16 protein-coding genes are annotated in these 19765 nt (G+C 42.0%); 10 read left to right on the plus strand and 6 right to left on the minus strand.

What is annotated here, in order from left to right; translation table 11 throughout:
* Window positions 1-11 precede the first annotated feature (11 nt).
* From JMX18_RS06840 to JMX18_RS06860, 5 genes are all read right to left on the minus strand, one after another.
* Window positions 12-935, minus strand: coding sequence for a type II secretion system protein N (locus tag JMX18_RS06840; protein WP_201586151.1), 924 nt, complete (start codon window positions 933-935; stop codon window positions 12-14).
* On the minus strand, window positions 935-1744 hold the full coding sequence (gspN, locus tag JMX18_RS06845; RefSeq protein WP_201586163.1) for a type II secretion system protein N: 810 nt from the start codon (window positions 1742-1744) through the stop codon (window positions 935-937). Before gspN ends, JMX18_RS06840 begins: the two co-directional genes overlap by 1 nt.
* A 280-nt stretch (window positions 1745-2024) precedes the next feature.
* Window positions 2025-2348 carry an H-NS histone family protein gene (locus tag JMX18_RS06850; protein ID WP_201586166.1) on the minus strand — a complete coding sequence of 108 codons (324 nt, stop codon included), beginning with the start codon at window positions 2346-2348 and terminating at the stop codon, window positions 2025-2027.
* 503 nt (window positions 2349-2851) lie between these two features.
* Window positions 2852-3409, minus strand: a complete 558-nt coding sequence (gene ssb / locus JMX18_RS06855) for a single-stranded DNA-binding protein (RefSeq protein ID WP_201586169.1) — start codon at window positions 3407-3409, stop codon at window positions 2852-2854.
* 317 nt (window positions 3410-3726) lie between these two features.
* The gene (locus JMX18_RS06860; RefSeq protein WP_201586172.1) at window positions 3727-4779 is read right to left on the minus strand and encodes a DMT family transporter; all 1053 of its coding nucleotides are present in this window, start codon (window positions 4777-4779) and stop codon (window positions 3727-3729) included.
* 616 nt (window positions 4780-5395) lie between these two features.
* Between JMX18_RS06860 and JMX18_RS06865 the strand changes: the two genes are divergently transcribed.
* From JMX18_RS06865 to JMX18_RS06900, 8 genes are all read left to right on the plus strand, one after another.
* Entirely contained in the window at window positions 5396-6304 is a 909-nt protein-coding gene (locus JMX18_RS06865) for an urease accessory protein UreD (RefSeq protein WP_201586175.1), read from the plus strand.
* A 95-nt stretch (window positions 6305-6399) separates the two neighbouring features.
* Window positions 6400-6702: an urease subunit gamma gene (ureA, locus tag JMX18_RS06870; protein ID WP_201586177.1), complete on the plus strand. Its 303-nt coding sequence runs from the start codon at window positions 6400-6402 to the stop codon at window positions 6700-6702.
* A gap of 11 nt (window positions 6703-6713) precedes the next feature.
* A complete protein-coding gene (locus tag JMX18_RS06875) occupies window positions 6714-7046 on the plus strand; it encodes an urease subunit beta (RefSeq protein WP_201586186.1) in 333 nt (110 codons plus the stop codon).
* Window positions 7046-8749, plus strand: a complete 1704-nt coding sequence (gene ureC / locus JMX18_RS06880) for an urease subunit alpha (protein WP_201586189.1) — start codon at window positions 7046-7048, stop codon at window positions 8747-8749. Before JMX18_RS06875 ends, ureC begins: the two co-directional genes overlap by 1 nt.
* Window positions 8750-8770: 21 nt before the next feature.
* The gene (ureE, locus tag JMX18_RS06885; RefSeq protein WP_201586192.1) at window positions 8771-9346 is read left to right on the plus strand and encodes an urease accessory protein UreE; all 576 of its coding nucleotides are present in this window, start codon (window positions 8771-8773) and stop codon (window positions 9344-9346) included.
* Window positions 9324-10043, plus strand: coding sequence for an urease accessory protein UreF (locus JMX18_RS06890; RefSeq protein ID WP_265088816.1), 720 nt, complete (start codon window positions 9324-9326; stop codon window positions 10041-10043). The genes ureE and JMX18_RS06890 overlap by 23 nt, the downstream gene beginning before the upstream one ends.
* Window positions 10044-10102: 59 nt before the next feature.
* A complete protein-coding gene (gene ureG / locus JMX18_RS06895; RefSeq protein WP_201586195.1) occupies window positions 10103-10741 on the plus strand; it encodes an urease accessory protein UreG in 639 nt (212 codons plus the stop codon).
* 291 nt (window positions 10742-11032) lie between these two features.
* On the plus strand, window positions 11033-12301 hold the full coding sequence (locus JMX18_RS06900) for a RidA family protein (protein WP_201586198.1): 1269 nt from the start codon (window positions 11033-11035) through the stop codon (window positions 12299-12301).
* Window positions 12302-12367: 66 nt separating this feature from the next.
* Here JMX18_RS06900 and JMX18_RS06905 read toward each other — a convergent pair whose 3' ends face one another.
* Window positions 12368-13732: an MFS transporter gene (locus JMX18_RS06905; RefSeq protein ID WP_201586201.1), complete on the minus strand. Its 1365-nt coding sequence runs from the start codon at window positions 13730-13732 to the stop codon at window positions 12368-12370.
* 645 nt (window positions 13733-14377) lie between these two features.
* Between JMX18_RS06905 and uvrA the strand changes: the two genes are divergently transcribed.
* Window positions 14378-17284, plus strand: a complete 2907-nt coding sequence (gene uvrA, locus JMX18_RS06910; protein WP_201586209.1) for an excinuclease ABC subunit UvrA — start codon at window positions 14378-14380, stop codon at window positions 17282-17284.
* Window positions 17285-17447: 163 nt separating this feature from the next.
* The gene (locus JMX18_RS06915; RefSeq protein ID WP_201586212.1) at window positions 17448-19613 is read left to right on the plus strand and encodes an SEC-C metal-binding domain-containing protein; all 2166 of its coding nucleotides are present in this window, start codon (window positions 17448-17450) and stop codon (window positions 19611-19613) included.
* The last annotated feature ends 152 nt before the right edge of the window (window positions 19614-19765 follow it).

Genomic DNA, 19765 nt, shown 5'->3' on the forward strand with positions numbered 1-19765 from the left:
AATTTAAAAATTTAAAACTGCTGGCGGATAGTAATTATTTGCTCGCCGCGCTGTACTTCAATTTGAGCCTCGCCTAACTGCTGTACTTGTTGCAAGACGCTGGCATCTTGTGCAGGGTTACTACCGACATTTTGACCATTAACCGACAACACTTTATCACCCGGCTCTATTCCTAAACGGTCGCGCATGGCTGCTGGCATGGCAGCCGTCACTTGATAGCCGTCACCTGAAGCCATCACTCCCATCCTACTCAAGTAGCTGGCAGGGTTTTGTTGTAGCTCGATTATGGCTTCACTAATAGCAGATTGAGGCTGAATGCCATTATCAGCACCATCAATCGTATTATTAGCCTGCAAATTATTGATACCATCCGTTGGTAGAGACAGAGGCAGTGATAATGCTGTGGCTGCATTATTATCTGGCAAGCGCTGATTGCTAATAGCATCAGTAGGCAACCCCCGTTGGTCTAGCGCCATACTATCGGCCATAGTGAGGACGGTTTGTTTATTAGCGGCATCAGCGATAATAACTGTATTCCAGTCTACTGCGATCAGTGTATAGTCGTTATCATTTAAATAGTCCCCAATACGATAGTTTTTGACCTGACCATTGACTTCTAATAAAGCTGAGGATAGGTACTCTGGTATCGCCAGCAACACCCCTTTCAACACTACATTAGGAGGAGCTTGCAGCGTTAATGCCACTGAATCAGGCTCAGTAAATATAGTAAATAAACTACTATTATCAGTGCCGATGGTTGCAGGGTTTTGTAGCGCTTGCAGCGGTAATGCAGGCGCAAGCGGTGGGGCTATTACCAGCCATACCAGTCTGGCCGCAACCCAGCAAAGCCAAATTATGGCTAAGAGTAACAACCAGCCTGACAGTCGATTTGACATCTCTATCACAGGTTTGAGATGGGCACCGATGCTTATCATTATCGTGCCCCTAGACCGGTTAATAATGGCTGGCGCACACTAACTACAGGGGTATCTTGCGGCGCTTGTCCTTGATACTCTGGCATATTCTCAAGTAGACGCTGCGTTAAGCTGACATCGAGCATATTATCACCATCAAGGTACAGATCGCCCAAGCGTTTATCTTGCTTGTCTATGAGGTTGACATGCAATCTATTACTGTCCCCTTTTTGCTCATGACTTAGCTGCGCGCGCATAGCAGGCATAGCGATATAGAGTATCTTGTCCTCATTTGGATAGCCCACCTCGCCGCCAACCCAAGTCAGTTGACCTTCAGCCTGACTAAATCCTGCCTTAGTAGTACCGGACTGGGTAGCAGATTGGCGTTTTAGACCAACAGCATTGACTTGAATAGGCGTATTTGGCAGTTGCCAGTTGACTAGACTACTAAGGGTTTGGGGCGCAATCTTACCTTTCATATCTTTGACTTGCCATGCGTTTCGGCTGACCCTCACTTGTCCATTAAGTCTAGTCTGATCGGCACTAATATCAACATCAGCTGCGAATTGGCCGAGAAACAAGTACCAAGGTTGCCAATGCCAGCGCGCTGATCCGGTCAACGACTCATTGGTATTGGGCACTTGCCATATCGCAGAGCCTTGCCACAAGTTGCCTGATACTTGCTGCACATAGGGCGATTGCGGCGCATACTTACTTAAGATCCAAGACGCCGGCATTTGGAGTACGACAAATACTCCAAACACTATGAGCCCGATGAGCCACCAAAGCTTGTGCGGGCCCTTAAAAGACAAAGCAGATGCTTGTAACATAATAGTAAGAATCTTGTATAAGATAGGTTTTCAAAAGATAAGTTTTGTTATCATAACAAACAATTACATGAGAATGACAGAAAAAAGGCCAATATCTTCAAATAAAGATATTGGCCTTTATCAATCCTATAAAACACTTTTAAAAGATTGATTATAAAGTAGCACTAGTAGAAATATGAATATATAAATTTAATAGATAGTAAACTGAGTTAATCAACGCTCAATAAGATATATTTAATATAATGCCTATTCTATAAGCGCCTGACTTTAAGGGTGGTATTTAGATTGCAAAGTCTTCAAGGTTTTTACCAGAGGCCAGTGCTTCGACTAACCAAGTGGGTTTACGGCCGCGACCTGTCCATGTTTCTTCACTATTTTCAGTATTACGATATTTAATACTACGTTTCTTTTCAAGCTTTTCACCGGCTTGTAGAATCTCTTCTATAGTACTATTGCTCTCTTCTGCAATTTTCTCAAATTGCATATAAGCATCGTATAAACGCTGGTGTTGTTTCTGCTCAATAAGCTGCTGGGCGCTTTCGCTTATAGCTTTTAACTCGTCAACACCTAAGTTTTCCAAATCAATTATACTGTTTTTGCTCATAGTGGTCTCAGTCTTAATTTATGTTCAATTTACTTTAAGGGTATTAGGCCTACAAAAAATGCTCTAATACTGATTTAGGATACTGTTTAATACTGTTTTCAATTCATTACTTAATAGACATCATCAAATCAATATTAATATAGTGGAATTAAATCAAAACCCTTTTTATATTTTAATATTGTTTTATATCTATATAAATACGGATAGATAAATATATTAGCATATTTCATTAAACTAATGAATATTTAACTTTTAATCATAAAGGGTAAATAGAGGGTACCCTTGATAGCGCTTCATATCTATAAACCATTAAATATTAAACGATTTTCATCGGGCTTTTGTTAGCTAACTGAGTTGATTTACTATTTACATTTATCGTTATTTTAAAATCAAAAATCAATATTAAATGAGCGAATATCATTATCTCACGCTATAGATATTAATAACCCTCGTGGTTACGAGGGTTATATAGCATACTCTTTGCACTTTGATTCTTATAAGATTTAGAACGGAATATCATCATCTACCGGGCCATCAGGCATTGCTGTAGGTTTGGTAGCTGGGGCGTTATTAGGCGCTTGAGTGGGCTGATTAAACTGATTGGGCGCGCTTTGGTTGCTATTGAAACCACCTTGCGATGTACCTTGTCCTGAATTGCTTTGATCATAACCGCCGCCTTGAGGCTGTTGATTAAATCCACCTTGTGGGCTTGAAGGTTGACCACCACCTGCACTATCAAGCATTTGCATTTGATCGGCACGAATCTCAGTGATATAACGGTCTTGTCCGCTTTGATCTTGATATTTACGCGTGCGTAAGCTGCCTTCGATATAGACCTTACTGCCTTTACGTAAGTACTGTGCTGCGATCTCGCCTAGACGATTAAATAAAGAAATGCGATGCCATTCAGTCGCTTCTCTTTTTTCGCCACTTTGTTTGTCTGTCCACTGCTCGGATGTCGCCACTGAGATATTAGTGACGCTACCACCATTGCTAAACTGACGGGATTCTGGATCTGCACCGAGATTACCAATGATAATAACTTTATTAATACCGCGCATAATATCGTCCTTTTTTAATGAATGTTTTTGTAGTAAGAAGCCATTAAAGTTTAATGATTTCGTTTTAGTAATTTTTATAATAGAGCTGACTGACTCCTTGTTAGGTAAAATCAACTAGGGCTCAGCAAGATAGTTTTACTTTATAGAAGTTTTGTCTAAATATCTAGAGGGCTACGCATAAAAGGCGACAACTATTGTCGTAAGGGTATTTAAAGTACTTTGAAAATCAACTATATGTTTTCAAAATAACAAAAAGGCCCGACAAACAAATATCAGGCCTTAATAAGCTACTTTAGAATAAGAAGACTATTCTTTTGTTAGGTCCCTGGTGATTTGGTGCCCCGTATCTTATTTAGCAGCATATTATGCAAACCGTTCTGATAAGCAACAGCGGCTAAAACAACAACAACACCTATCGCTTGTAATATTGAGATAGACTCGCCGCTGGTATAGGGCGCTACAAGTACGGTAGTAATTGGGCTCAATAATAACAACCCAGCTACCACTGTAGGATCTAAGTTCACAGAACCTACTTGGACGAATACCCAAGCCATCGCATGACCAATGACTGCCAGTGCAACCATCCACCACCAGTTAGCAGCGGTAATCATATCACCAGTCATCGCCGTACCAGCATCCATGGGTAATTTACCATTCGCTAATACCCCTTGAGTAACGTTCCAACCTTCAGGAGCTAAGAATAGCATGGTAAAACCTTGGGGAATCAGCTGTGCTAAAAACACCCACATTAGCGGCTGCACATAAAGACCTGCGTTTAGCGTGCCAGATTTCCTACTAGTATATAGATAGATACCGTAACAGATACCAGAAAGGATACCTAAAGCTGTACCTACATACGCAATCGGATAACCCCAAATCATGGTTGGGCCTTCTACGGGATCACCATCAAAGATACCCCCTGCAAGAACAATACCAAAAATCATAATAGGAACTAAAACCCAAAAGCTTTTCTTAGGTTTGAATCTATCAAAGGTCATGGCTAATAAGGGCATAACGATGATTTGCAGGTTCAATAGGACTGAGGAGATACCAGCACCGATAAAGAAGATGGCGTAGTTCCAAGCGGTCATATCGATACCGAGGAATATACCGGCTAAAATGGCCAATAAGACACCGTTCTTGCTGAGCATTCTTTTCTTTTTGATCTCCCAAATACCAAAAGGTATCAAGGTGACAAACCCTAATAAACAACGAAGAAAAGCGTTGGTTACTGGTTCAAAGTTAGCTTCTTTTACCATGATAGCCGAAAAGGCTAAAGCAAATATACCGAGCATGATAAAAGTATAAGCAAGTATTGGTTTGAGCGGTTTGTCTTCAACGATTTCAGGAGATTGAACGGATTCTGACATAGCGCACCTCTAAAATAATGTTTGTAGGTCTGGTTCTATGAGCATACCGCTCAAGAACAGTATAGTCTTGATCGTTAAATCATGAGTAATTGTATGGATTTATTTATGATTATCTATCTACCTTACCAAATTGTAAATACCAAGTTACTAATCTTAACGACATTATTAAATATAAATTTACTATATCCTTCAAAGGCTCTACTAGATTTATTAATATAGAGGAGTATTACAATTCTACGACCATAATTAATCCATAAAAATCAATGGTTTAAATACATACCATTAGATAATAGCTATTGGAGCTAATATTGTAGTGTACTATTCCCTTACCCTAAGGTAGGATTGATAGAAACAGTTACTGTTTTGTGTTTTGTAACTTTCTAAATTGTGGCAAATAAAAGTTTAAGTACAGTTCTTTAGATTTATTTACTTAATGCTCCGTTCAAAAAGTATAAAACTTTAGGTTACTATTGTTCAATAATAAGTAGGCTTTTGTTAGTTTTGATATTAATTTATGGTTTGCCACCATAATGCCGCTTAGATAAATTGCTTCACGTTTGTAGTTGGTATAAACAAGTAAACTTGAACTCATAATAAATAAAAAGGTATTTGTGCAATGACAATTATCTCCCCTACGAAAGTAGAGAAGACCCCCTCCCTATATTCTGGACACCATTTTGATGCCAAACGTCATTGGGCTGCGTCTTTGACTCTAGGGTTTGACACCCGTGCTGAGGCTGACACTAATATCACTCGCCTAAAAGTTGCCCGGCATTTTGGTCCACTGCGTGTACAAAGACCTTTTTATCCAGAAGGACGCGCAGGATGCTGTCATGTCTATACTTTGCATCCCCCTGGCGGTCTAGTTAGCGGTGATGAGCTCGTTATAAATGTCACTGTCGATAAAGACGCTCATGCTCTGGTAACAACGCCGGCGGCTAATAAGCTTTATAAATCGGATAGAAATAATGTTCCTTGGAGCCAAATTACCAACTTAACCGTCGCTGACGGCGGTACACTAGAGTGGCTCCCTCAAGAGTCTATTGCTTTTGACAGCTCACGCGGCACACAAGTATTTCAGATTGATTTGGAAGGCGATGCCAAATGTTTGGGCTGGGAGATTCTTTGTCTTGGTAGACCTGCTAGTAATCTACCCTTTGATCAAGGTTATTTAGAACAGCGCTTTGAGCTACGCCGTAATGGCAGCCCGCTGTGGCTTGAGCGTCAAACTATAGATCCTAATCATCCTAGATTTATGGGAAAGTGGGGGCAAGCAGGAGCTAGCGTGCATGCGACCTTATGGACGGTTGGACTCAGTGATCCAGAGGCGACTGTTCTAGCACTACGTGAACACCTTGCGCCTACCAAGAACTGGGCCGTGACTTATAGACGCGGCGTATTGTTACTGCGTTATATTGGTAATGAGCGCAACGAAGCGTGGCAGCTTTTTGAAAAAGCAAGAGAAGTTATTCGACCCCTATTAACCGGACACGAGGCAACCGTACCTCGTATTTGGTTGACTTAAATGTTTTAGCTAAAGTATCTGGTGCATGACAGTTACTTTTGTATATCTGTGATACCAGCTTTTAAGAAAGTAATATTCATAATAAGGAGCTAGCGATGAAATTAACCCCTAGAGATAAAGATAAGTTACTCATATTTACGGCAGGTCTAGTGGCAGAACGCCGCAAAGAAAAAGGACTTAAATTGAACCACCCAGAAGCTATAGCCTATATCAGCTGCGCTCTTATGGAAGGTGCTCGTGAAGGGCGTACCGTAGCAGACTTGATGGGTGCTGGCCGCGAAATCCTGACTCGTGATGATGTGATGGACGGTGTTGCCGATATGATTGATAGTGTTCAGGTCGAAGTAACTTTCCCTGACGGTACCAAACTGGTCACCGTTAATAACCCAATCGTTTAAGGAGACTTCTCATGATTCCCGGTGAATATCAAATAAAAAGTGGCGATATTGAGCTATGTAAAGATAGACCTACTATATCTGTGCACGTTTCCAATACAGGCGACAGACCTATCCAAATAGGCTCACATTATCATTTCTACGAGACCAATAATGCTTTAGATTTTGATCGTGAAAAAACCTACGGTTATCGTTTGGCGATTCCGTCAGGTACCGCAACTCGTTTTGAGCCCGGTCAGAGCCGTGAGGTAAACTTGATTGAATTTTCAGGCTTACGTCGTATTTATGGCTTCCGCGGTGATGTGATGGGATCATTAGATCAGAAGCAAGATTCAGGAGCAAAATAATGAAAATTTCTCGTAAAGCTTATTCCGAATTATATGGTCCAACTACAGGTGACAGAATTCGTTTAGGGGATACTGAACTTTGGATCGAAGTAGAAGAAGATCTTACTCACTACGGCGAAGAAGTAGTATTCGGCGGGGGTAAATCTATTCGTGATGGCATGGCTCAGAGCCAACGCTGTGATGATGAAGTCATGGATACCGTTATTACCAATGTCATTATCCTAGATTGGTCGGGTATCATCAAAGCCGATGTGGGTATAAAAGATGGAAATATCGCTGCCATCGGTCAAGCCGGTAACCCAGATACTCAGCCAGGCGTTGAGATCGTTATTGGACCTGGCACCGAGATTATCTCTGGTGAAGATAGAATCCTGACAGCTGGCTGTATCGATACCCATATTCATTTTATTTGCCCGCAGCAAGTCGATGAAGCCTTAATGAGCGGTACAACGACTATGATCGGTGGTGGTACAGGCCCTGCAACAGGTACTTTAGCAACCACTAGTACACCAGGCCCATGGTACATCGGTAAAATGATGCAGGCTGTAGATGATATGCCAATGAACATTGGTATATTTGGTAAAGGTAGTGCCAGTACGCCAGAAGCTTTAGTTCAGCAAATTAAAGCGGGCGCTTTTGGTCTGAAAATTCATGAAGACTGGGGTGCAACACCGGCCATTATTGATAATGCGCTGACCGTTGCTGACGAATATGATATTCAAGTGGCGCTGCACTCTGATACGCTAAACGAGTCAGGTTTCTTGCAAGATACGATCGCCGCTATGAAAGGTCGCTGTATCCATACCTTCCATACCGAAGGCGCAGGTGGTGGGCACGCGCCAGATATTATTGCTATCTCTGGTCTGCCTAATGTGTTGCCAGCATCTACTAACCCAACACGTCCTTATACTGTCAACACCGTTGATGAGCATTTAGATATGCTCATGGAGTGTCACGCGCTAGATCCTAATATTCCAGAAGATGTCGCTTTCGCTGACTCACGTATTCGCCGCGAAACTATTGCTGCAGAAGACTTGCTTCATGACATGGGAGTCATGGCAATAATGTCATCTGACTCGCAAGCGATGGGGCGTATTGGTGAAGTGGTATGCCGTACCTGGCAGACAGCACATAAGATGAAGGTGCAGCGTGGACTACTGCCAGAAGACGAAGAGCGCGGTGCTGATAACTTCCGTGCCAAACGCTATATCGCTAAATACACTATCAACCCTGCTATTGCACATGGTGTTTCGCATGTGATTGGTTCTGTTGAAGTGGGAAAAATGGCAGACTTAGTGTTATGGAAGACGGCATTCTTTGGGGTCAAACCACAATTGGTAATAAAAGGTGGCATGATAGCTGGTGCTGAAATGGGAGATCCAAACGCAGCTATTTCAACCCCGCAACCAGTGCATTTCCGCCGTATGTTCGGTGCGTATGGCCGCGCTGCTGCAGCCACTCGTGTGACCTTTATCAGTCAGGCTGCTGAAAATACAGGGCTTGAAGAGAAGCTCGGTCTTAAGAGTAAGCTTGTGCCATGCAAAAACATTCGTAAGATGGGCAAAAAAGATATGAAACTCAATACTGCCTGCCCTGATATCAATGTAGATCCGCAGACCTATGAAGCTTATGCCGATGGGGTACTACTCACCTGTGAGCCTATGGCTGAATTACCATTAGCACAGCGTTATCATTTATTTTAAATCGTTTGCAAGGATAGTAATATGCTTGAATTAACACAGAGAGTCGATAGCAACAGTGAGGTCAGCAAGGCCGAGGTATTTGATACCTTAACCTTGCCTTATGATCTACGCATCCGTGGCCGCCTAAAAGCGGTTACAGATAGTGGGCGCGACGTAGGCTTGTTCCTCGATCGTGGCCCTGTATTACGTCATGATGATCTATTGCAAGCCAGTAGCGGTGAGCTCATTCAGATTTGTGCAGCGGACGAACCAGTCACTACTGCATATATCGAGAATGGCTTACCATTAGGACGGCTTTGCTACCACTTAGGTAACCGTCATGTAACCCTTGCTCTAGGTATGGATGAAGATGGTCGTCACTGGGTAAGATTCCCTCCAGATTATGTATTAGAAGAGCTGGCAGAATTGTTGGGAGCAACCTTGACCCATCATGAAGCGCCTTTTGATCCAGAATCTGGTGCTTATGCACAGGCTGGTCGTGAACATTCACATGGTCATAGTCATAGTCATGAACACGGTCATAGTCATGACGACCACGACCATTCACACAATCATGATCATGGACACTCCCATAATGACAACAACCATGCACATTGATGAGCCACCAAAGGCAATTAGCGATTTGGCACTATTGGGGCTAATGCAATTGATTAGTCCTGCCCTACCTATAGGCGCTTTCGCTTGGTCGCAAGGTCTTGAAAGCTCTTTTGAGCTGGGCTGGGTAAATAATGAGCAAGAGCTTGGCGACTGGCTAGAGGGCGTACTTGCCGATGGTTTAACTCGCTGTGAGCTACCAGTATTAGCACGTTTGCATACTTGCTGGGCCAATAGTGACAGTGACGGTATTGCTTACTGGAATGATTGGATTCACGCCAATCGCGAAAGTGCTGAGCTTAGTGACGAAGATATTCGTTTAGGGTTGGCGCTAGTGCGTCTGCTTGATAGCCTAGATCTTCAGCCGAGACCTGAGCAGGGCGATGCTAAGTTTCCAAAAGAGCCAGGCTACGTGACTGTTTTTGCTTGGGCGGCATATCAGCGTCATATACCTATCCGGCAAACGCTATTAGGCTTTGCTTGGGCTTGGCTTGAAAATCAGCTCGCCGCTGCCTGTAAAGCTATGCCATTAGGGCATACCGCTGCGCAGCGCTTGAATGAGCAATTGCGTCCGCTATTGGTGATTGCAGTTGATACGGCACTTATGCTAACCGATGACCAATTAGGCCCGATATTGCCCAGCTTAGCGCTTGGTAGTGCTCAACACGAAACCCAGTATTCAAGATTATTCCGAAGTTAAACAATCTTGAAGCTGACAGCGATTTTACAACCCTTTAATTTATGTAAGGAATAAAAACTATGAAACATTGTTTACGAGTAGGCGTTGGAGGACCGGTTGGTTCTGGCAAAACAGCGTTACTGCGCCAACTGTGTAGTGCTCTAAAAGATCATTATGAGATTGCCGTAGTCACGAATGATATCTATACCCGTGAAGATGCTGACTTTCTACTCAAGCATGATGCTTTACCAGCGGATCGTATCTTGGGTGTAGAAACAGGCGGTTGCCCGCATACCGCAATTCGCGAAGACGCCTCTATGAACTTAGCTGCTATTGACGAATTGCAAAAACGCCATCCTGATTTAGAATTGGTATTAGTAGAGTCTGGCGGTGACAACTTGGCGGCGACTTTTAGTCCTGAGCTATCTGACTTGACCTTATACGTCATTGATGTAGCTGCTGGTGACAAAATACCACGTAAAGGTGGGCCTGGTATTACCAAATCCGACCTGCTGATTATTAACAAAATCGATATTGCTGAATATGTGCATGCTTCACTGGATGTGATGGAACGTGATTCCAAAAAAATGCGCGGCGAACGTCCATTTATATTCACCAATCTGTATGATGGTGTAGGCGTGGAAGAGATTATCAGCTTCATCTTAAAAGAAGGTATGTTACCTGAGCGTCGTCCTGAAAAACTGGCTGACAAGGCTTAATTCTGACAGCCGTCTTACTCGTGCCCTAAGCGGCGTGGTAACGGTTAGAGGTAGTATATTCGCTACTGCCTAATCTGCTTTACCAAGTCTCAATTAGATAAAAAAGCCGCACGGTCTCCCTGCGGCTTTTTGAATTTAAAAGCCCTATCAGCTTTAAAAGTCAATGCTTTAAAAGTCAAAGCTTTAAAGCCTTAATTATTAAGAATTTAAACAGCAAGAATGAAATAGAAAAATTAAGAATAAGTTAGCAATACCTAATCAATAATGAAAGTAATATAAGGAATATATACTATGAGCGACACTATTATAAAAGCTTCAAGAAACACAGATAATGCGCCAAAGCATTCACATTCGACCCAAACGGTCGCCTTTTCACATTACAATTATATTTCAGCGCAACTGCCCGTGCGCCCTACTATGGACAAAGTCGTCGCCAATGATGTAAAAGCGCAGGCCACCCAGTGCCTTAAGAATATTGAAGCTATCGCCGAGAGTATTGATCATGTGATGGATGATGTGGTCAAAATAAATATCTATCTAAAAAACATTGAAGATATTGATGCTATAGACCTGATTTATGCTGGCGCTTTCCAAAGTCATCTACCCACCCGAACCGTCATAGCCGTAGACGATCTACCTATGGAAGGTGCTTTGGTGCAAATGGACGCTATAGTTTCAAACGGAGAAGGCACGCATCCGCAAGACGCTACCGATCTGATAAAAGTGGAGAGTAATACCGAAAATGCACCCAAAGATTCAGCGTCAATGCAAACGGTTGCCTTTTCTCATTATAATAATATCTCAGCCCAGCTGCCCCTTGACCCAACAACAGAGGCAATCGTTGATGGTGGAGTCAAAGAGCAGACTGAGCAGTGTCTCAAAAATATTCAAGCTATCTTAGAGAATATTGAGGTGCCCGTTGATGATATCGTTAAGACCACTATTTTCTTGACAAAAGCAATGGATATTGAGGCTGTCGATCAAGCCTATAGTACTTTTTTCCAAGAGGCTAATACTGCTAAAACAGCGGACTACCTTTTCCCAGCGCGCACTATAGTTATAGCGTCAGAGCTACCGATGAATGCCTCGGTACAGATTGATGCCGTAATCTCCCATGGCAATGGTACCCCGCCGCAAGCAGTCGAAGATCGCCATAATATCGTTATAAAAGCTCATAATACTGACAGCGCACCCAAACATTCATTATCTACTCAGACTGTGGCGTTTTCGCATTATAACCATCTTTCAGGACAGTTACCTATCGATCCTAAGTCAGGTAAGATAGTTTCAGGCGATATAAACGAGCAGACCAAACAGTGCTTGGAGAATATTAAAACTATTATAGAAAGTACAAACCATGTAATGGATGATATCGTAAAAGTCACTATCCAACTTAAAGATATCAAAGATATTGAAGCGGTAAACGCCATCTATAAAGGTTACTTTGATAGCGACTTGCCAGCACGAACGGTAATCGGGGTATCCGCTATTCCTATGGATGCGTTGATACAAATTGATGCTATTTTATCTAACGCTGAGGGCACACCGCCTGCATCTTAACAGCATCTTTAGACCAAAAAAGAGCAGCATAGTAGAACTATACTGCTCTTTTTATTTATTATTTAACTATATATCTAACGGACTTTGCGCCAAGCTCGTTAGCTGCTGTTTGGCATCATCGGTCAATTGGGTTTTATCTAACTTTAAATAAGCGACCTGCTCTTTTGCCATCACTACCAACTCATCAACGCCATGAATTGCCATCATTTGCTGCGACCAGTCTTGAATATCGACATCTTTGGGTATCGTCACCGTGGTGCTCGATAAATACGGCGGCTGGGCGATAGGTATGATGATCAATAATGCTACCCCCATGATAGCCGCAAGTATACCCCAAGCCAATAGATTAGACTGAGTCAATAGCAGACCACCCATCGCCCCGCCTACAAAGGCACCAAGGAACTGACTGGAAGAATTAAGACCCATCGCTGTCGCTTTATTGGCAACCGGCGCGCGCTTCGATATCCATGAGGGAATGGTGGCCTCAAGTAAATTAAAGCCCATAAAGTAAAATAACAGACCCAAAATAATACCAACACCGACCTGACTACCCAACGCCAAGAGCGCCAAAGAAGCGGCCATTAATACCATCGCGCCCAAGAATACTTGGCGCATTTTGCGCTTCTTTTCAGCGATAATAATAAAAGGAATAGCTACGGCAAAACCGATAAATAATAGGGGCAGATAAACCAAGCCTTGCTGGCGTACCGACAGCCCCATAACGTCGGTTAATTGCTGCGGCAAAATCACAAATATGGCGGTAAGGGTCAAATGTAGCGCAAAAATACCAATATGCAGGCGGTTTAAATCGCCAATTTTGAGCACAGTAGCTAATTGCTGACCAATAGACTTATTATCCAAATTGTGCTTGAGCACTCGTAACGGTGAAGGTACAAACCATAATAAAATCATAGCTAATACCGCAAAACCTGCAGTCAACCAAAACAATCCTGACATGCCGATAGAGCCTACCATCAAAGGCCCAAAGGCAAAGGCGAGCATAATAGAGGTAGCTATCGTTAACCCCATGGTCGCCATCGCTTTGGTACGCATCTCTTCACGAGTAACGTCTGCTAACAATGCCATGAGCACAGCCGATACTGCCCCTGCGCCCGCCAGCGCTCGACCGATGATCACCCCATAGATATCAGTAGCATTGGCCGCGATAATACCGCCTAACGCAAATAATATTAAGCCGATTAAAATAACGGGTTTGCGAGGGAACTTATCAGCGGCAAGGCTCATCGGTATCTGAAAGATAGCTTGCCCAAGGCCATAAATACCAACCGCCAAACCAATTAAAAAGGGCGTGGCATGCGCATAGTCGTCACCATAGACAGCAAACACGGGCACAATCATAAACAGGCCAATCATACGCAAGGCAAAAATACCACCGACCCCCAAAATCGCCCGTTTTTCTACGCTATTCATAGTTGCCCCACTGGTTTATTATTACTAATGTATCGTTGCCACTCATCTTTTAATTAGTTAACTTCGTTGATGTAGGCTGGCGCTTTTAGCCCAGTATTGTAACTAAGTTAAAAGCTAGATAGTTATCATTTTTACTGGCTACTCATCTTGATGATGAGTTAATAATTAAGCCCCACAGTATAGAACATTAGCTACTTAGTTGCCGAACCTTTTATCCTTTAATCTACTTTCGCCAGACCTTTATCTGTAAGTATCCAGTATCATACCATCACTCAAAAATTTGTTACCAAGTGCATCTAATAGCCATTTATACCTTGAATAATGCCTCAGTCATGACAATAAAGTAAGTCGTTGCAAAGAGTATTAGAGAATCAAACGATAGCTGAGGCGAGACAGAAATGATAAACCACAGTGGTTATAGATAAAATAAAAATCGAACCTAGATACAGACAGGGATTGATAGACTTCTATATAACTTCAGCTACTTTGCAAAAACTATTATTAATCAAAACTGCCCTATTTTTGACCCCTTATTCGATAGATCATTTATTTAGCATTCCTTTAATGACTTTGACTTTCCATACTTTATAACCTGTTAATTATTTATTTTAAACCCCCTTTTAGCAAATAGGAAACCTGTAACCGATGGCAAATGAGCATATTAAGATTCGCGGTGCCCGTACTCATAATCTAAAAAACATCGACTTAGATATTCCACGGGATAAATTTGTGGTAATTACTGGTTTATCAGGCTCTGGTAAATCATCATTAGCATTTGATACGCTGTATGCCGAAGGACAACGTCGTTACGTCGAGAGTCTGTCCGCTTACGCACGTCAGTTCTTATCACAGATGGAAAAACCAGAAGTTGATAGTATCGAAGGCTTATCACCAGCGATTGCTATTGAGCAAAAATCGACCAACCATAACCCGCGCTCCACTGTGGGGACGATTACTGAGATTTATGATTATCTGCGCCTGCTCTATGCACGTATTGGTACCCCCTACTGTCCCGAGCATGGCGAACCGATGGTCGCACAGTCGGTCACTGAAATGGTCGATCAAATCATGGCATTGCCAGATGAGACCAAGCTAATGATATTAGCGCCGGTCATTCGTGAGCGTAAAGGTGAGCATACAGTGCTGCTTGAACAGCTAATTGGGCAAGGATTTGTACGTGTACGCGTCGATGGTCATGTCTATGATACCGACGAGCTGCCAACGCTCGATAAAAAGAAAAAGCATACTATTGAGGTGGTGGTCGACCGCTTCAAAGTGCGTGATGATTTAGGTAATCGGGTCGCTGAAAGTTTGGAGACTGCGCTACGCTTGGGTCAAGGTATTGTCACGCTGCACTTTATGGATGGCAATCCTAAAGAAGGTGGCGATGATAATCAAGTGATGTCAGCTAAGCATAGCTGCCCGGTTTGTGATCGGGCGGTGTCCGAGCTTGAGCCGCGGATGTTTAGTTTTAACAATCCATACGGCGCCTGTCCAAGTTGTGATGGACTAGGAAAACGCCAGTATTTCTCTGCGGAAAAGCTCATTACCCACCATGAAAAGTCGCTTAATCAAGGGGCGATCAATGGTTGGGATAAGCGCCATGCTTATTATTTTGGTCTGCTATCTACTGTTTGTAATCATTTCAATATTGATATGGATGCGCCGTGGACGGAGCTGCCCAAAGCGCAGCAAGACTTAATCATGCAAGGTTCAGGCAAAGAGAAACTGACCTTTAACTTCACTGATGAACGTGGTCGTAAGACTAATAAAACCGTGCCTTTTGAAGGTGTACTACCTTATCTTGAGCGCCGTTATGCCAAGACTCAAAGCAACCTCGTGCGTGATGAGCTAGCAAAATATCTAGCCGATACCACGTGTAACGTCTGTGATGGCGCACGTTTGAATAAGATATCACGCAATGTACGTGTCGATGAACAAACCATCGCTGATATCGTCAAGTTATCGATTGGCGATGCGGCTGACTATTATAAAAGCCTTAAAATCAGCGGTCACAAAGGCGAGGTTGCCGAGAAAATCTTTAAAGAGATTAATGAGCGCCTAAACTTCCTTGTCAGCGTCGGACTTGACTATCTGTCATTGGCGCGCTCAGCTGAAACCTTATCAGGTGGTGAAGCCCAACGTATTCGTCTGGCTAGCCAAATCGGTGCCGGTCTGATGGGTGTAATGTATGTGCTCGATGAGCCCTCCATTGGCCTACATCAACGTGACAATGATCGTCTGCTTAAAACCTTAACGCGCCTGCGTGACTTAGGTAATACGGTACTGGTCGTTGAACATGACGAAGATGCCATTCGCCAAGCCGATCACGTGATTGATATAGGTGTCGGCGCTGGGGTGCACGGTGGTCATATCATCGCTCAAGGTACAGTTGAGGAGATTATGGCTACTAAAGACTCCCTAACTGGACAGTATATGTCTGGTAAAAAGCAAATAAACATCCCTAAAATTCGACATAAAGCGAAAACGCTAGAAGTCGAAGGTAAGGGCAAAGCTAAATCGAAAAAAGTACCGATGAGTATTGAGCTTAAAGGTGCCTCAGGCAACAACTTAAAAAACGTTGATTTGAGTCTACCGGTTGGCATCATGACTTGTATTACTGGGGTATCAGGCTCTGGTAAATCAACCTTGATTAACCGTACTTTAATGCCCATAGCGGCTACTCAATTGAATAATGCCTCAACCTTAATCGCCGATAAACATGAGAGCATCAGTGGTCTTGAGCATTTGGATAAAATGGTCGATATCGACCAAAGCCCGATTGGTCGTACGCCGCGCTCTAATCCAGCCACTTATACTGGGGTGTTTACGCCCGTGCGTGAGATGTTCGCCCAAACCCAAGAAGCACGTGCTCGTGGTTACAAGCCCGGTCGCTTTAGCTTCAACGTTAAAGGTGGACGCTGTGAGACTTGCCAAGGTGATGGACTTATTAAGGTTGAGATGCATTTCTTGCCCGATATGTACGTACCCTGTGATAGCTGTGATGGCAAGCGCTACAACCGTGAGACCCTTGAGATTTATTATAAAGGCAAGACTATCGCCGAAGTGTTAGACATGACGGTTGAAGATGCGACCGAATTCTTCTCTGCTATTCCTGCCATTCATCGCCGTTTGCAAGCGCTGATGGATGTGGGTCTCAGCTATATTCGCCTCGGTCAATCTGCGCCTACCCTATCCGGCGGTGAAGCGCAGCGGGTGAAACTGGCACGCGAGCTTGCCAAGCGTGACACGGGACAAACGCTGTATATCTTGGATGAGCCCACCACAGGTTTGCATTTCCATGATATCGATAAACTACTCAATATCCTGCATGCCCTACGCGATAAAGGCAATACCATCGTCGTTATCGAGCATAACTTGGACGTTATCAAAACTGCGGACTGGGTTATCGATCTTGGCCCTGAAGGCGGCAAAGGTGGCGGCATGATTATCGCGGAAGGTACGCCGGAGGAAGTGGCGGAGGTTGAAGGCTCGTTTACGGGTGAGTTCTTGAAGCCGGTTTTGGAGCAGGCGATGTCTGAGGCGAGTTAGTAAGTTAATTGTTTGGTTTTGATTTAAAGGTCACTCTTTTGGGGTGGCCTTTTTTGTTGGATGGATATAATGAATAAATTTAAATTCTAGATGATAAATATTAGTCTGGAAGTAATATACTATGTTAAATTCGACTATATACAGACAAATGTAAAGGATGAAAATGTTTAGTAAAGATGATAAAAGAACAGAAGCGGAAGTCTTTAGCGATTTAAAATTATTATGCCAGTCTGATGGATATCTACATACTATTGCATACTTTTGTTTTAGAGATAACACTGTACGATGTGGCGAAGAAATACAGAAGGAAGACTTTCTAGAACAGTATGGTACGGATAGACTATTACGGATTGAGATATCTACATTAATCGGTTTGGCATGTACAGCTGAATTAAATGTAAATTTACCAACTCCTGCTAAAATGCAAGAGTATATAGAGAAGACAGAAGCTTTGCTTTTAGAACTCCATCATTCAATGATACCTGATATTTCAGATATGTTTAAATTAGACGCTAACAATCAACCAGATAAAAGCTATAATCCCCTTGATAAAGGTGTTTTTTTAAGAGAACCTATATTTTATGGAGGCGAGTCAGCCTATCATTTTCAATATAGAGATTTATCGGAGTTAAAATATAAACATGATGAAGATTGGATAATAAAAAACAGAGGCTATTCACTGGATGAGTTATTCTTCATTGTTGAATCTATTGGTTCGTTACAACTTAAAAAGGTTAACAATATACTATCTAAGGTTTTGCAAAAACATCCTGACGAATGGACAGTTTTAGATGCATATACATTCACAATAGATGAGATAGAAACTGAGTTATCCATATCTTTGTCTAAACCTTCAATAAGAAAGGTAATTGAGTCTTTTGTATCAATTGATGACTACAAATTCAAAAGGCTTGACGATTTTAACCAAAAAAACGCATTTCCAATTATAAAGCTAGATGAGAGTAGTTATCTTCTTTTTCAAAACTATAGTTTGTTAGAAGCATTGTATGAGTCTCCTTTCTTTTGGTTCTGGGATGATGAATCTTATCGTAGTATCGCAATGACGAATCGAGGCAACTTTACGGAAGATTTTTCAGTGAGTAGGCTAAGAAGTGTTTTTGGGAATAGTAGAGTTTTCCAAGGTGTAAATATTCTTGAAAAAAAAGGGGTAATTGCTGGAGAAATAGATGTTTTAGTTTTATTTGCAAACAGGGCTATTGTTCTGCAAGCTAAATCTAAGAAGCTTACGCTAGAATCCAGAAAAGGTAATGATTTAGCTATAAAAAATGACTTTAAGAAAGCTGTTCAAGATTCGTATGACCAAGCTTATTTATGCTCTGAACTCCTAGTAAATAAAAGTTATGAACTTGAAGATAAAGATGGTCGCAGTATAGATATTTCAAATATCGAATTTCAAGAAGTGTATCCCGTATGTATTGTATCAGACCACTACCCTGCTCTATTCTTTCAAGCTAAACAATTCTTAGAATTTAAAAAAACCGACATCATTAGAGCTCCTTTCATTATGGATGTTTTCTTTCTAGATGTTTTTGCTGAAATGCTCAATACACCATTATATTTTTTGAGCTATTTGAATAGAAGAACAAATTACTCACAAAGAATAACAGCATCTCATGAAATGACCATACTTGCATATCATTTAAAAAACAACTTGTGGTTTGATAATGAAATGAGCCTGATCCATATAGGAGATGATTTTAATGCTGAGCTAGATATTTCAATGTTGACCAGAAGGGACGGTTTGAACTCTATCCAGACTCCAAAAGGAATACTTACAAAATATCAGGGTACTACAGTTGGAAAGTATATTTCTGATATTGAAAAAATGCATAATTCTAATACATTAGATTTTGGATTCTTACTATTAACAATTAATCAGCAATCAATTCAGCAAATTAATAAAACGGTTGATTTGATTTGCAGTAAAAGCTTAGCTGATGGCAAAAATCATGATTTTACAATTGGATTTGAACATGGCAATGGTGAAGGTTTAACAATTCATTGTAACTACGATGACTATAATATTGCTAAAGCAAGGTTAGAAGACCATGCTAGAAGAAGAAAATATTATACAAAATCTAAAAAATGGCATGCTATCTGTATTGATCCAAATACAAAAAATATTAGATTTGGTATGAAGCTCGATTTCCCTTGGGAGTATTCGCGAGAGATGGAACAAGCCACTTCCCACATGGCAAAACCTCTATCAACTTTCAATCCTAAAACGAGAATTATGCCTAAAAAAATAGGAAGAAACGAAAAATGCTCTTGCGGTAGTGGAAAAAAATATAAGAAATGTTGTTTATGATTTATTCAGTTAGTAGATACCATCTTGCCGAACCAGAATCAAGCAGCGATTTTCGCTGTTTGAGGCTGATAAGGCATTTGGTGTTTTAACACACCAAAGCAGATATGTACTAATTTACGCATGGCGGCGGGAGTTTCCTAAAAACTTTGTAA

Origin of the sequence: Psychrobacter jeotgali (assembly GCF_904846315.1) — a bacterium.
GTDB classification, from domain to species: Bacteria; Pseudomonadota; Gammaproteobacteria; order Pseudomonadales; family Moraxellaceae; genus Psychrobacter; species Psychrobacter jeotgali.

Coding starts and splice junctions, on each gene's coding strand:
- JMX18_RS06840 (WP_201586151.1), bottom strand. CDS start 935: ATGATAAGCATCGGTGCCCATCTCAAACCTGTGATAGAGATGTCAAAT.
- gspN (WP_201586163.1), bottom strand. CDS start 1,744: ATGTTACAAGCATCTGCTTTGTCTTTTAAGGGCCCGCACAAGCTTTGG.
- JMX18_RS06850 (WP_201586166.1), bottom strand. CDS start 2,348: ATGAGCAAAAACAGTATAATTGATTTGGAAAACTTAGGTGTTGACGAG.
- ssb (WP_201586169.1), bottom strand. CDS start 3,409: ATGCGCGGTATTAATAAAGTTATTATCATTGGTAATCTCGGTGCAGAT.
- JMX18_RS06860 (WP_201586172.1), bottom strand. CDS start 4,779: ATGTCAGAATCCGTTCAATCTCCTGAAATCGTTGAAGACAAACCGCTC.
- JMX18_RS06865 (WP_201586175.1), top strand. CDS start 5,396: ATGACAATTATCTCCCCTACGAAAGTAGAGAAGACCCCCTCCCTATAT.
- ureA (WP_201586177.1), top strand. CDS start 6,400: ATGAAATTAACCCCTAGAGATAAAGATAAGTTACTCATATTTACGGCA.
- JMX18_RS06875 (WP_201586186.1), top strand. CDS start 6,714: ATGATTCCCGGTGAATATCAAATAAAAAGTGGCGATATTGAGCTATGT.
- ureC (WP_201586189.1), top strand. CDS start 7,046: ATGAAAATTTCTCGTAAAGCTTATTCCGAATTATATGGTCCAACTACA.
- ureE (WP_201586192.1), top strand. CDS start 8,771: ATGCTTGAATTAACACAGAGAGTCGATAGCAACAGTGAGGTCAGCAAG.
- JMX18_RS06890 (WP_265088816.1), top strand. CDS start 9,324: ATGACAACAACCATGCACATTGATGAGCCACCAAAGGCAATTAGCGAT.
- ureG (WP_201586195.1), top strand. CDS start 10,103: ATGAAACATTGTTTACGAGTAGGCGTTGGAGGACCGGTTGGTTCTGGC.
- JMX18_RS06900 (WP_201586198.1), top strand. CDS start 11,033: ATGAGCGACACTATTATAAAAGCTTCAAGAAACACAGATAATGCGCCA.
- JMX18_RS06905 (WP_201586201.1), bottom strand. CDS start 13,732: ATGAATAGCGTAGAAAAACGGGCGATTTTGGGGGTCGGTGGTATTTTT.
- uvrA (WP_201586209.1), top strand. CDS start 14,378: ATGGCAAATGAGCATATTAAGATTCGCGGTGCCCGTACTCATAATCTA.
- JMX18_RS06915 (WP_201586212.1), top strand. CDS start 17,448: ATGTTTAGTAAAGATGATAAAAGAACAGAAGCGGAAGTCTTTAGCGAT.